The following is a 14477-nucleotide window of genomic DNA, read 5'->3' as shown; positions in this document are numbered from 1 at the left end:
AAAAATATCTTTAATAAATAGCTAAAAAATAAAAATTAACTAAAATGCTATAAAAATGAAGCTTTTAGATACTAAAGGAAAATATGAAAACAAGTATTTTTAAAGAACTAATGACTAATTTTTTTAAAAAATTTACTAAAGCAAATAAATCTGAAAAAGTAAATGAAATTATTTCAGAGAATTTAAATTCTGATTTTCAACTTAACAAAAAACAACTAAAATTAGTTCGTTGAGCAAATAATCACCCATTACCAAAATCAAGCAAAAAAATTACTACAAATACTGAAGGTAATATCATTGAATTTTTTAAAGTTTCAAAATATTATTTATTTGGTTCAGTTGTAGCTGAAGTATTTAAAGACATTAGCTTTAGTATTAAAAAAGGAGATTTTGTAATTTTATACGGAAAATCAGGTTCTGGAAAATCTACAATTTTAAATTTAATGTCTGGACTTGATCGAGCATCAGGCGGAGATATCGTTGTAGCAAATGAAAATCTATCTTTTTTAACTAACGCTCAACTTACTCAATTTAGAAGAGATAATGTTTCTTTTATTTTTCAAAACTATAACTTACTTCAAAGCATCAATGGTTTTGATAATGTTCAAGTTGGTTCACATTTGCAAAAAGATAAAGATAAAAAAATCAACATTGATGAGCTATTTAAAGAATTTGAGGTTGATGAAATTAAATTCAAGTATCCTTCTCAAATGTCAGGTGGACAACAACAAAGAATTTCAATTTTAAGAGCTTTAGCTAAAAATGGTGAAATTATTTTCGCCGACGAACCAACTGGTGCGCTAGATGAAAAAAATACAGCAATTGTTTTAAAAGTTTTAAAATATATTAATGAAAAATACAAAACTACAATAGTTATGGTTTCTCACGATGTTTCAATGCTTCCTTTGGCTGATAGAATTATTAAACTCGAAAATAAACAAGCAAATATTATTGAGCAAAAAGGAGTTAGTTTTGAAGAATTTGTAAAATTAAAAGCTAAAGAGACAAAATAGAATAAAAAAATATTTTTCTTCATTTTTAAAGTAAAATAACAAAAATAAAACAATACAAAGGACTAAAAATTATGGAAAAAAGTATGTTAAATTCATTAACTTCAATCAAACAAAAATATGAGGATTTATCTAATAAATTACTAGATCCAAATATTGTTTCTGACATAAAAGAATATACAAAAATCAACAAAGAATTAGCTTCTATAGAAGATATTGTTGTTGCTTTTAACGAATACTTAAAACAAATTTCCATAATTGAAGATTCTAAAAAATTACTACAAGAAAAAGATGTAGAAATTAATAATTTAGCTAAAGAAGAAATTGCTATAGCAACTAAAAAAATTGAAGAAATTGAAAAAGAATTAGTTATTTTACTACTTCCAAAAGATGAAAATGATGATAAAAATGTAATAGTAGAAATACGTGGCGCTGCAGGAGGTGATGAAGCTAATATTTTCGTTGGTGATCTTTATAAAATGTATTTAAAATGAGCAGAATCAAAAAAATGATCTGTTAAAGTTTTAAACTCATCAATAGCTTCTGCTGGAGGATTTAGCCAAATAGTTTTTTCAGTTAGCGGTGATAAAGTCTATTCCAAGCTCAAATTCGAATCAGGTGTTCACAGAGTTCAAAGAATACCTGAAACTGAAACACAAGGCAGAGTTCATACTTCCACTACTACAGTTACAATAATGCCTGAAGTTGACGATGATATTCAAATAGACATAAAACCACAAGATTTAAGAATTGATACTTATCGTTCTTCAGGAGCTGGCGGTCAATCGGTAAATACTACTGATTCTGCAGTTAGAATTACTCATATCCCGACTGGTTTAGTTTCTACATCACAAGATGGAAGATCTCAGATAGCCAACAAAGAATTAGCTTTAAAAATTTTAAAATCTAAAATTTATAATCTAGAAGTTGAAAAAAAACAAGCAATCGAAGGTCAATTTAGGAAATTAGCAGGTTCAGGTGCTCGTTCAGAAAAAATTAGAACCTATAATTACCCTCAAGATCGTGTTACCGATCACAGAATTAGCTTTTCTACCTCATTAAAAAATGTTATTGTAGGAAATTTAGATCCTATCATTGAGGCTTTATTAGCAGAAGATAAAGCTGAAAGAATAGCAACTAGCTATGAAAACAAATAATGATTATTTTTTAGCAAGAAAATTAGCTTTGTTAAAAGAAAAACAAAGAAACAATTTAGAGCTAAACATCAACAAAAAAGAAGAAAAATTACTAAAAACTAACATACCGATTCAAAAAATAATTGGCTTTGTTATGATGCAAAATCTAACAATAAACATCAACAAAAAAGTTTTAATTCCTCGTTATGAAACAGAGGAATTAATTTTACAAGCCTACAAATTTATAAATAAAAATTCATCAGTTTTAGATTTAGGTTGTGGTTCAGGATTTATAGGACTTTCTATAGCTAAAAATACACAAGCCAAAGAAGTGATTTTATCAGATATTGATTCTCAAGCAATTTTACAAACTAAAATAAATGCAAAATTAAATAATTTAAAAGTTAAAATCATTAAATCAGATCTTTTTGAAAATTTGAAAAATTATAAGTTTGATGTTATTATTTCTAATCCACCTTATTTAGATTTTGAAAGTTCAAATTTAGATTCTTCAGTGTTAGATTATGAACCTTGAAATGCTTTATTTGCAAAGCAAAAAGGCAATTATTTTTTTAAAAAAATATTAAAACAATATAAACTATATTTAAATAAAAAAGGTGTAATTTTATTTGAAATTGACCAAACTAATTTAAAATTTTTTAAAAAATATCATCCTGAATTTAAAATAATTTATGATATAAATAACAAAGTCAGAATTGCAGTTTATGAAAGTGAGTAAAATGTCAAAAATAATCGATTTAGCAAATTCAAAAATAAGAACAAGATATGCACCTAGTCCTACTGGTTATTTACACATCGGAGGAGCTAGAACTGCTTTGTTTAACTATTTATTTGCAAAGCATTTTGAAGGTGATTTTATACTAAGAATTGAAGATACAGATGTTGCAAGAAATGTAGCTGGTGGTGAAAAATCTCAGTTAGATAATCTTTTTTGGCTTGGAATCATTCCTGATGAATATCCTACAAAGGAAAATCCAAAATATGGATTTTATCGCCAGTCAGAAAAATTAAAAAGATATTGAGATTTAGCACATAAACTAATAGAACAAAAAAAGGCATATTTAGCTTTTGATTCACCTGAAGAGTTGCAACAACAAAAGCAAGAACAAGAAAAACAAGGTATTTTTAGTTTTAGATACGATAGAAACTGGTTGAAGATTTCTCAACAAGAAAAAATAAAAAGGTTCAAAAACAAACAATTTTCAATAAGACTAGCTTTAGAAAAAAACAAAGAATATGCTTGAAACGACATTGTTCGTGGTCCTATTAAAGTAAATTCAAACGATATTGGGGATTGAGTTATAATAAAATCTGATGGTTATCCAACTTATAATTTTGCAGTAGTAGTTGACGATCACGATATGGAAATTACTCACGTTTTAAGAGGTGAAGAACATATTTCAAATACTCCAAAACAATTAGCAGTTTATGATGCTTTTGATTGAGATTTTCCAAATTTTGGTCACCTTACTATTATTACAGATCAAAGCGGTAAAAAACTTTCAAAAAGAGATAAAAGCTTATTTCAATTCATAGAAGACTATAAAAATGAAGGTTATTTACCACAAGCTATCTTTAATTTTTTAGCTTTACTAGGTTGAACTTCTCAAGATGCTAAAGAACTAATGACAAAAGAAGAACTAATCACAGCATTTTTACCCCAAAGACTTTCGAAATCTCCTTCAAAATTTGATAATAAAAAACTTGAATGATTTTCTAAACAATACTTTAAACAATTAACTAATGATCAAATAAAGGAAAATATTAAAATAACCCTTCAAAATCCTTTACAAAATTGATTAGATTTTGCGATTGATACATACAAAGCTAGTTGTGCTACTTTTAAAGATTTAGAAATAGAAATAAACTCTTTTAGCACAATTTTAGAAGAATGTCAAAATGAAAAAGATAAACAAATTTATAGCCAAATTGATGATAATTTACTAAAGACTTTTACTTCATTTTTAGATTGAAATGATTTTAGTGTTGTAATGCTAGAACAAGCGATTGAAAAAACAAAACAAGCTACTAATTTAAATGGTAAAAAGCTTCTTTTACCTATTAGAATAGCAACTACTTTTAAATCATCAGGGCCTGAATTAGCTAAAGTGATTTGATTATTAGGAAAAGACTTAATTTTAAAAAGGTTAGCAAAATGATTATAAAATTTTCATCTACAATAAAAAGTCCTGGAATTGAAGACCAAAAATTATCTTTTAGCTCTAAACTCGAAAGAGAAAAAGAAATCAGCTTTGATACTCAAGAAGAATTTACAAGCTATACTTTTACAAATCCTGAAAATAAAGGTATTTTAAGAATAGAAATATACAAAAATAAAGCTTTATTAATAACTGAAATGTCAACAATTTTGTTGGATAAAAACAAAAAACAAACTATAGAATACAACACTCCTCATGGTCAAATGTTTTTAGAATCATCACTACAACTTCTTTCTGAAGAAGAAAACCAAGTAGATATTCACTATACTTTACACACTTTGAAAAACGAGCTTGTAGGGCAATATTTTGTACGTTTGGAGATAGAAAACTAAAATGATACATGTTGTTTTATATCAACCTGAAATTAGTCCAAATACCGGAAATATCATAAGAAGTTGTTTTGCAACAAATGCAAAATTACATATTATAAAACCTATTGCTTTTGAATTAGAACCAAAATATTTAAAAAGACCTGCTGCTGGCAAATTACTTTCTGACATTCAACATGAAATTCACAGTAACTATGAAGAGTTTGTAAAAAAATACCAAGATAAAGAAATTTTTTACATCACAAGATATGCAACTCAAACTTATTCAGATGTAGATTATAAAAAAATAAGAAACAAAAATGAAGACATTTTTTTAATGTTTGGAACAGAATCTACAGGCATTCCTAAATCCATTTTGTCTAAAAACTTAAACAGATGTCTTAGAATCCCAATGCAACCAAAATCAAGATCTTTAAATTTAGCAAATTCAGTTGTTATTGTTATTTATGAAGTTTTAAGACAACTTAATTTTGAATCACTTTCTTTATATGAAGTGCAAAAAGGAAAATACTTTCTAAATGAAGATAATTAGTTCATTACAAAATCCAGAAATTAAATTATTAATTAAATTAAAATTAAAAAAATATCAACAAATTCACAATAGTTTTTTAATAGAAAATTATAAGGATTTAGAGCTTGCTCTTGAGTACAACAAAGTAATAAAAATTTATACAACTAATCCTAATTTTGAACTTAAATCCTTCAAAAATGAAGACATTATTTTAGTTTCTGAACAAATAATGCAAAAAATTAGTTCATATCAAAGTGCTTCTGAAGTTGTGGCTTTATGTAAAAAATTAGATATATTAAAACTTGAAGATTTTTTTATACACAAAAGAATTGCTATTTTAGAAAATATACAAGATCCAGGGAATTTAGGAACAATTATTAGAAATTGTTCTGCTTTTGATTTTTCTTTAATTTATTCAGGAGTAGATTTTTATAATCCAAAAGTAATTAGTTCCTCAAAAGGAGCAATTTTTAAAACTTCTATTTTAAGAGTAGAAGATCTAGAGAATATTATTGAAAAATTACATAATAATAACTTTATATCAGTGGGAACTTTTTTATCAAAAAAAGCTACAAAAATAAAGGATTTTTTGATTGATAATAATCAAAAATATGCAATTGTTTTTGGTAATGAATCAACAGGGATTTCTGATAAATTAGAAAAACAAATTAAAAAACAAATTTATATTCCAATTGTTTTTGAGTCATTAAACATAGCAAATGCCAATGCCATTTTACTCTATGAATTTTCAAGTCAAAATTATAAAAAAAGATAATAAAAAAATGGCAGAGGTGACAGGAGTCGAACCCGCAACACACGGGGTTGAAGCCCGTTGTTCTACCATTGAACTACACCTCTATAGCCAAATAAAATTATACTTGATTTTTAAAAATTCATAAGTTTTTCTTTATCATTTATAATATAAAAAGAAAGAAAATATGAAAGTTAATTTATTTTGAAAAGTCTTTTGATTTATTTTAAAAATATCTTTTATTAGTTTTGGTGGAGGTAATGCAATTATGCCCATAGCTAAAAGATATTCTGTTGATAAATATAATTGACTAACTTCTGCTGAATTTGATGAAGTAGTTATTATGACCAACTTATTGCCAGGACCTAGTGTAATACAAATGTTTTCTTTTGTTTCTATTAAAATGCTCGGCAAATTTAAAGGAATATTAGCAACTACACTTGCTTTACTTCCACATATGTTATTTGCTTTGGTTTTGATTTATGCTTCAACTTACTTACCGCCTAAATACTTATTGGTTATAAATATAGGAATAATGCCTGCTATTATTGGGATATTAATTGCGTTTGGAGTTAACTATATAAAAACAAGTAAAAAAGAGTTATCACTAGCATTGGTAATTTTAATTTTTACTTTTACATTTTTATTTTGTATTTTTGTTCCTGCACCGTTTAATTTACCTGTTATTTCATTAGTAATTATTTTTATACTTTATGTATTATTTGAGTTTGTTTATAAAAAAATAAGAAAGAAAAAAGATGATTTTAGTAATAATAACTAGTATTTTTTTACTGATAATTATTTGCTTAATAGTTTTTGGTGGCGGACAAGTTTTTATGCCGGTTTTTAACTGATTTTGACTATTTCTAGCTAATCAGTTTGGAACTCAAATAGATGAAAACAGAATACAAGAAATTTTTTCTATTACAAATTCTACACCAGGAGTTGTTTCATTAAAATTTGCAGCAGTTACTGGATTAGTTGTAGCTAATAATCAATGATGAGGAATATTTTTATCAATATTTTTTTACTTTGTTTTTAGTTTACCAGCAATTTTATTAGTTATTTTAGGTTTAAAAGTTTTAAAAAAACATAAAAATAATCCTAGATTTAAAAAATTGTTTTCTTTATTTAAGCCAGCAATCGCGGCTATTATGATTAGTTTAGCAATTCAATTATTCATTAGTATTTATTTTATTCAAATTTATTTTAATAAATCAATGGGTCAATATGCAGGATATAGTGATGTAGCTTCGTTAAAAAACACTTTTTTTGCAAATTGAAGATATTATGTCTTACTAGTTTTCGTCCCTGTTTATACATTAGCTTCATTTATTATGTACAGAAAAAAAGTACCTATTTTCTTTATTTTCTTAACAGGACTGGTGTGTTCATTTATAGTTTTTGAACCTTGATTAGCATAAAAAAAGTAAACAAACTAAAGAAAAAGTTTTTATTTTATTCAATTTTAGATTTTAAAAGGAATTTTAATATAATAAAGATATGACAAGGAAGTTTTATAATAAAAAAGAATACTTTGTGGATTTAGAAAAAAAAGAAGTGATTCTTGAAAAAGAATTTCATCAAAAGCTATTAAACAAAGAATTTGCTTTTAATACAGGATTTAAAAAAATAGGTGGTTCTTCAATCGGAGAGGTTTTAGAAGTTGATGATTATTCTTCAGCTTTTAAAGCTTTTATTAGATTATCAAAATTAGATATGCCTATTTTAGATACCAAATATATTGATGCCGGGGTAGCGATTGAGCCTTTAGTAGTAGCTGCGATTGAGAAAAAATTAAAAGTAAAAGTTGAAGTGTTTCCACCACAAAAATATAACTATGATTATTTTAAAGAAGATCCGATAATTGGCGGTATTCCTGATGGATTTATTCAAGAAAAACAACTTATAATCGAAATTAAGACAACGGGCGAAAAAAACTTTGAAAAATGAGGTAAAAACGGAGAAAATTTACCTCCAAAATACTTAAAACAAGCTCAGTTGTACGCTTACTTAAAAAAGGTAGATAGATTTGCTATTGTAGCAACATTTTTAAAAGAACAAGATTATATAGATCCTAAAAACTTTCCTATTGAAAAAAGAAAAATACAAACATATTCTTTTAATGTTAACAAAGAAGAAGTTGAAGATGATATAGCGCAAATTAAAACTTGATATTTAGAACATACATCTTCTGGTGTTTCTCCAAAATTTAATTCTATAAAAGATGCTGAAATTTTAGAATATTTACTATGTGAAAACGAAGAACAATGAATGAATTTGCTTGAAAAATGAAGAAAAGAAGGTAAAGTTAAAGTAGAAATTGATTAAATAAAAACCAGTTTTAACTGGTTTTTATTTAATCTTTTTTCCTACTTAATTTATCTGATCAATCTTCAAGTTCTCCTTGAAAATTTTTGTATAAGGCTATGCAACCTGTTGGAACATTTTCTTTATTTAATTCTTTTAAATATTGTTTATATTTGCCACAATCTCATATGCTTCGTATTTCTTCGTTTTTACCAAAATTAAAAATTTCATCTTTGGGTTTATTAAGTAATTCTCTGATTCAAAAATATTGAGAAAAACCAATAATTTCACATCAATTTTTAAAATTATATTCATTTTGTTTAATAACTTCTTGTTCTAAAAAATTTTCTAATGAAATTTCATTGGGTTGTGAGGTAAGAAAATCAGTTACTTTATCTATGTTGTGCTCTGCTCATTCTCTTTGCTCATCATCTTTAATTTCAAAAATTATTTTTTTAATTTCTTCTTCTAGTTCATATGTATTATCTTGCTTTATTAATCTTTTAATTTTTTCTGTTGAATAAGCAAATTGATGAATATTATCCTTATTGATAATATCTTTACCAAAAGAAGAAATATAATCATTAATTAATCTTTCTTCTCCCATAATTGGAGACTCAAATTTATCAGCTTTTATTGATTTAAATCTTCTTTTTGCTTCTCTAACTAAAACTTCAAGTGCCTTTCTTTCTTTTTCTGTAATCTGCACATTTTCATTTACAAAATCTTGTTCTTCTTTAGTATCTACTAAATTTCTTAGTTGTAATGTGAAATAGTAAATTTTTATTCAGCATAATAAAAACTGTTCTAATTGACTTTTAATAAGAATTTTATTATCTTGTTCTTCATCGCTTGGAATACTTTCAAAACAAGGAATATCTCATAAATAAAACAATTTTTTGATTGCATTAAAGTTTTCGTTTATTTGGTCTACCACTCAAAATATTTTATCTTTATCAAAATCTACAATGGAAACATCTGCATATTTAATGTTTCCATAAATATTAAGAGCTTGAATTAAGTTTTTGTACATTTTAAATGGATTATTAAAGAACACAACATTACCATGAGGTTTTATATTGTTTAAAAATACTCTATTAGTTCTTGAAATCGCTTGAATTAAGTGCTCTTCTTCTAAGTTTTTATCAAAGAAAATTGTATTTATGAATTTAGAATCAAAACCAGTAAGTAATTGATTCACCACAATTACTAAATCTAAATGGTCTTTACCATCATTATTAAAATTTGTGGCATTATCGTTAGAAGAAACTTGATAAGGACCCTTTTTAGCTAATCTTATAGTAAGATCTTTTTTGTAATTACTAAAAGTATCTATTGTTCAATTAGTATCAAAAAGAGCATTATAGTTTTTTAATATATCCTCAACTCCATTTCTTTTAAATTCTATTTCTTCAGTATCACCAGTATATGATTCGTTAGGATCAAATAATGCGCTTACTTTAATTTTCTTATAGAAACAACCACCTTCTTTATTTAAATATGACTGAAAAATTTTAAAATATGCAATTGCATCTTCAATTCTATTTGTTGCTAAGATAGCGCTAAACATATTTTTTTTAGCCATAAAACTATCTCAAGTTTTTAAAATATTTTTTACTACTAAATGTTTTCAAAGTCATAGATCATCTTTATCCAGATAATTTGGCTCTAAAAACTTTTCAAATAACTTTTCATTTTTATCAATATCATCGTTATTTTTATTTTCGAAGCGCAAAATGCTAAAGTAATCTTCGGAAAATTCTTTATCTGACTCTAATATCTGTTTTACTTTTTCTATTTTTGTATTTTTTTTATGCTCATTAGCTTCATTTGGATTTCAAAAATCTTTTACAAAATCATAATTTAATTCACTTAAAATATCTTGCTCATATGCATATTTCCAAAAATTATAATCATTGAAAAAGACATACTTAAAACTATAACCCAGAACGTTATTATCAATAATCGCATTTTTCATAGTATAAGTGTGAAGAATTTTCCCAAAGATAATTTGTGAATGTAGCTCACCTTTTTTATTAATTTCGAAAATTGGAGTTCCAGTAAATCCCATTCATACTGAATTGTAAAATGTTTTTTTAATATTTGCAGCAGTTTCACCAAAAACACTTCTATGTGATTCATCTAGTATAAAAACAATTCTTTTTGAATTAATTTTTTCTACTTCACTCGGAGAAAGTTCTTTAGCAATATTGTTTATTTTTTGATGAGAACTAATGTGTAATTTTTTATCACTATTTAAAAGAAAATCCTTTAAAGAAGAAGTGTATTTAGAATTAGTTACTTCTTCGCTCCAATTTTTTGCAAAGTCGCTATAATTTTGAAATGTCTGATCAGTTAAAGCAATTCTATCAGCTAAAAAAACTACTTTATCTGCATAATTTTTATCAATTAAAACTTGAGCAGTCTTAAAACTAGTTAAAGTTTTTCCTGAACCAGTTGCATGTCAAATTAATCCACATTTTTTAATAAAGTCCGTTTTATTATTTCAAATAGTATTATTATTCTTTTCAAATTCTCTAGCAATAGCTTCAATGGCTCAATATTGATATGGTCTTAAAATTTTTATATCCTTATCATCTGAAGCTGAGTATATTCCAATCAAATTGTGAGATGTTGGAATATTTAAAAAACTTTGTACAATGTCTTTTCAATAAGTTATTTTTTCGTTTTTTTCGTCAGTTCACTTAAAAATAAAGTCTTTATTTACAATATCATCTGCATTATTTTTATTAGATGTATAAAACATTTCATTTTCATCCATTGCTACAAACATTTGAATAAGTGAAAAAATCCCTTGTTTATACACACCGGCTTTATGATATGACCTTATCTGACCTAATGCATCTATGGCGTAATTATTTTTACCTTTTAACTCTATTTGTATTACAGGAATTCCGTTAATCAAAAGAACAATATCAAAACGCTTATTTGCTCTTTTGTCTACAACTTGTTGTGCAATTTGATAAATGGTTTTACCTTGATTTACATCAGTTTTTGAAAATATATTCAAATATTTTGTTTTACCATAATCAGGATTAGTCTCTGCTGTTCCAGCATCTCTTGTAATACTTACTTCACCGTTTATGATAAATTGATTTTTTAAACCAACTGTATTTCTTTTGTTAACTTTATCTAATATTTGTTCCATTTCTGAATCAGATAATGGAATTGATTTTAATTCTCCTCTATTTCTAAAATAAATTATTTCTTTTCAATTTTCAATTAAACTTTGTTCATCTTTTCGCTTTAAAACATTATCAGAATATTTTTTTAAAACATCATTTAATTCAGAATTATTAAACTGATTAGTGGTTTGTTTTAAAGTAAGGTCTCTATTTTCTCAGCCATAATGTTTTAATAAAGAAATTAATTTTTCTTCAAATTTAGCTTCATTTTCTTCTGGTTTATATAACATATTTTCTCTTTTATAAATTTTATTTCAAAATTTTTATAAGTTTATTTATAGCTATAGAATCTGATTGATTTGCATCGAGTTCAGTTAATAAAGTAGCTAAATTTGCTTCATTTTCTTTTATTTCACTGTTTATATTTTCTAAAACATCTTCATATTTTTTGTGTAAATTTTCAAATCTAAAAACAAAATCTAAGATTATTTTTTTAGATTTAGATTTTAGATCATTTATTATAGGATTGGTTCAATTAGAAATTAAAATTTCTATAACTTGTTCATTTGTTAATGTTTTAAAAGTATTATAAGTTTGCAAAATTAATTCTTGATTTAAGTCTTTTATTAAATTATTGATATTTTTTCTATTATTTTCTAATTCATCTATTTGTAAGATTCATGACTCGAGAGAATTATCTTCAATTTGTTCGCTTTTTAGTTTTTTAGCTTCTTTTTTTATTTTTTGAATACTAATCTTTCAAACATCATCTTTTTCTTTAAAATCAAAGTACATATCTGTTTTATCTTCATCACTTATGGACTCAACAATTGATTCAATTTCATCTACAATTTGATTAATTTGTTCTTCATATTCTTGTCTTTGTTTTAATTTAACAGCTAAAAATATTGAACTAATCATATCAGGATGAATAATTTCATGATCTCAAGATTCTAGTTCTTTAACAATTACTGCTTCTTTTAATTTGGTTTTTTTAGAAACTATTCTTTCTTTTTCTATTATCTGTGCTGTTGATTTAATAAAATCCAAAATTTCTTCATCTGTTTTGTCTGAAAATTTATTAAATTCAAAATATTCTAAATAATTATTTATAACAAGAGATGAATTCATTAAAATTTGAAAAATATCATATTTATCTAAAAAGCTAATTTCTTCTAATTGATTAAAAACAAAATTAATAATTAATTTTTCTAATTCGATTTTATTTAGTTTTTTTAATAAATCTCAATTAGTAAAATTTGTTTTAAATAGATTATATATTCTTTTCCCTAATGTATCATAGGAAGTTAAATAACTTTGAACTGAAGAAGAATTAAATATTGTTTCTTGAATATTTTCTGGATCTTTAAATAGATAATAACCTTGTTTTTCTGTAGGTTCTAATAATTGATTTTTAATATCTGGAAACTTTGTAAAAAATTCATTAAATTCTTCTAATTCTGTCTCTGATACATTTCCATAGATAGTAGAATATAAATCAAATTTTTCTTCTTTTTTGAAATTATCTAAGTATCTAGAAATATTTAAGTTGTAGTCATTTTCTCTTATTTCACTTACATCTACTAATCTTGAAAAGTCTTTTAATTCAATTTTATTATTTACAGTATCAGCTATTTTTTTGATATGCGAAATTTCTAATTTGTTTTTATTTCCTTCTTTTACAAACAATTTTGAAGCATCAACAAATAATATTTGATTTTTTTCGTCATTAGTTTTTCTTTTTAAAATAACAATTATTGTTGAAATTGAAGTACCATAAAAAATATCTGATGGTAGTCCGATAATAGAATCAATTTCTGCGTTTTCGATTAATCTTTCTCTTATTATTTTTTCATTTCCACCTCTAAATAAAACTCCATGAGGTAAAACTATAGCAACAATTCCGTCTGGACTAATATGGTATAAATCATGTAGTAAAAAAGCAAAGTCAGCTTTAGCTTTAGGCGCTACTGCATAGCTTCTAAATCTTTTATCAGATTCAGCATTTTCTGTATCTCATTTTAATGAATAAGGAGGATTAGAAACGACAGAATCTACTCTTAAAGGTTCTGTTGAATTTATTTTGTCAATTGGTCAATCTTGTTTTAAAGTGTCAGCATTTCTTGCATGAATTTCAGAAACATTAACTCCGTGCAAAATTAAATTCATTTTTGTCAATTTGTATGTAGATTCATTAATTTCTTGTGCATAGTAGGTGACTGAGTGTTTCTTTTTATTAAATTTTTGAAAAACTTCACCTATATTTAAAAGTAATGAACCAGAACCTGAAGTTGGATCGTAAATTTTAATATTGTCTTTGTGTTTTAAGTGAAAAGCTACTATTTCTGCCATTAATAAAGAAATTTCGTGAGGAGTATAAAATTCACCTCCTTTTTTTCCTGCAGACGATGCAAATTTACCTATTAAATATTCATAAACAAAACCTAAAATATCATATTGTCCTTTTTTAACAGGAATATCTTTGATAATTTCAATTAGCTTTTTTAACTTTTTAGTTTGTTCTGCTTCGTTTGTACTTAATTTGTATAACTCATCAGATAATGTTTTAAAAATATTTTCAAATAAATTTTCACTTTTTCCTCTTAAGTTTGAATCAAAAGAGTTAATTGAGCGATTTAGTAAACTTGCTGAAAAATTTCTTGCATTATCCTTCATTCAAGAAGAATATAAATACTGATGCTGGATAAAATATCCTAAATTTTTATTTGCAGATTCTTTTATTTCTTCATATTCATTTTTAGAATAAGGACTTTTAATTGAATTTTCATCTTCATAATAATCATCGTTTAGTCATTGAATGTCTTCGATACTTCCGTTATATTTTAAAAATCATTCTTCAAATCTTTGTGAAATAGTTTTATAAAAAATAAGTTCAAGTAAGAAATTTTTATACTCTGTAATTTCTAATGAACCTCTCATTTCATTAGCAGCTTCTCAAATTTTGTTTCCAAGTTCTTGTTTAGTAAGTGTTTTGTTAGTTTCTATTTGAATATTTTTGTTTTTTGACATAATTTCCTTTCATT

General features: G+C 25.0%; 12 protein-coding genes and 1 tRNA gene. 10 read left to right on the top strand and 3 right to left on the bottom strand.

Going from position 1 to position 14477, the window contains the following annotated elements; genetic code table 4:
* Nucleotides 1–83: 83 nt before the first annotated feature.
* The 7 genes from HF996_RS02160 to HF996_RS02130 all read left to right on the top strand — a co-directional run bounded on the left by HF996_RS02160 (nucleotide 84) and on the right by HF996_RS02130 (nucleotide 6001).
* On the top strand, nucleotides 84–1013 hold the full coding sequence (locus HF996_RS02160) for an ABC transporter ATP-binding protein (RefSeq protein ID WP_168910428.1): 930 nt from the start codon (nucleotides 84–86) through the stop codon (nucleotides 1011–1013).
* A gap of 71 nt (nucleotides 1014–1084) precedes the next feature.
* Entirely contained in the window at nucleotides 1085–2167 is a 1083-nt protein-coding gene (prfA, locus tag HF996_RS02155; protein ID WP_168910427.1) for a peptide chain release factor 1, read from the top strand.
* On the top strand, nucleotides 2154–2885 hold the full coding sequence (prmC, locus tag HF996_RS02150) for a peptide chain release factor N(5)-glutamine methyltransferase (protein ID WP_168910426.1): 732 nt from the start codon (nucleotides 2154–2156) through the stop codon (nucleotides 2883–2885). Before prfA ends, prmC begins: the two co-directional genes overlap by 14 nt.
* Nucleotide 2886: 1 nt before the next feature.
* Nucleotides 2887–4332: a glutamate--tRNA ligase gene (gltX, locus tag HF996_RS02145; RefSeq protein ID WP_168910425.1), complete on the top strand. Its 1446-nt coding sequence runs from the start codon at nucleotides 2887–2889 to the stop codon at nucleotides 4330–4332.
* Nucleotides 4323–4718 (top strand): DUF1934 family protein, encoded by a 396-nt coding sequence (locus HF996_RS02140; protein ID WP_168910424.1) that lies wholly within the window; start codon nucleotides 4323–4325, stop codon nucleotides 4716–4718. The genes gltX and HF996_RS02140 overlap by 10 nt, the downstream gene beginning before the upstream one ends.
* Before the next feature lies 1 nt (nucleotide 4719).
* Nucleotides 4720–5247, top strand: coding sequence for a tRNA (cytidine(34)-2'-O)-methyltransferase (locus HF996_RS02135; RefSeq protein ID WP_168910423.1), 528 nt, complete (start codon nucleotides 4720–4722; stop codon nucleotides 5245–5247).
* Nucleotides 5234–6001, top strand: a complete 768-nt coding sequence (locus tag HF996_RS02130; protein WP_168910422.1) for a TrmH family RNA methyltransferase — start codon at nucleotides 5234–5236, stop codon at nucleotides 5999–6001. The genes HF996_RS02135 and HF996_RS02130 overlap by 14 nt, the downstream gene beginning before the upstream one ends.
* An 8-nt stretch (nucleotides 6002–6009) precedes the next feature.
* Here the strand turns inward: HF996_RS02130 and HF996_RS02125 are convergent.
* Nucleotides 6010–6084 (bottom strand) — tRNA-Trp (locus HF996_RS02125).
* 80 nt (nucleotides 6085–6164) lie between these two features.
* On the opposite strand from HF996_RS02125, the gene HF996_RS02120 reads away from it, so the two are divergent.
* The 3 genes from HF996_RS02120 (at nucleotide 6165) to HF996_RS02110 (ending at nucleotide 8308) form a co-directional block, all read left to right on the top strand.
* Nucleotides 6165–6758: a chromate transporter gene (locus tag HF996_RS02120; protein ID WP_168910421.1), complete on the top strand. Its 594-nt coding sequence runs from the start codon at nucleotides 6165–6167 to the stop codon at nucleotides 6756–6758.
* Complete coding sequence (locus HF996_RS02115; protein ID WP_168910420.1) at nucleotides 6736–7401, top strand: chromate transporter; 666 nt, start codon at nucleotides 6736–6738, stop codon at nucleotides 7399–7401. Before HF996_RS02120 ends, HF996_RS02115 begins: the two co-directional genes overlap by 23 nt.
* A gap of 79 nt (nucleotides 7402–7480) precedes the next feature.
* Complete coding sequence (locus HF996_RS02110) at nucleotides 7481–8308, top strand: MAGa7180 family putative nuclease (RefSeq protein WP_168910419.1); 828 nt, start codon at nucleotides 7481–7483, stop codon at nucleotides 8306–8308.
* Between the two features lie 28 nt (nucleotides 8309–8336).
* On the opposite strand, the gene HF996_RS02105 is transcribed toward HF996_RS02110, so the two are convergent.
* Nucleotides 8337–11723, bottom strand: coding sequence for a type I restriction enzyme subunit R domain-containing protein (locus tag HF996_RS02105; protein ID WP_168910418.1), 3387 nt, complete (start codon nucleotides 11721–11723; stop codon nucleotides 8337–8339).
* A 19-nt stretch (nucleotides 11724–11742) separates the two neighbouring features.
* Nucleotides 11743–14463, bottom strand: coding sequence for a type I restriction-modification system subunit M (locus HF996_RS02100; protein WP_168910417.1), 2721 nt, complete (start codon nucleotides 14461–14463; stop codon nucleotides 11743–11745).
* Nucleotides 14464–14477: the final 14 nt, after the last annotated feature.

It is taken from the genome of Mycoplasma sp. 1654_15 (assembly GCF_012516495.1).
In the GTDB taxonomy this organism is placed as follows: Bacteria; Bacillota_I; Bacilli_A; order Mycoplasmatales; family Metamycoplasmataceae; genus Mesomycoplasma.
The sequence above is the reverse complement of the archived record's forward strand: the minus strand, read 5'-3'. Positions and strand labels throughout refer to the sequence as shown.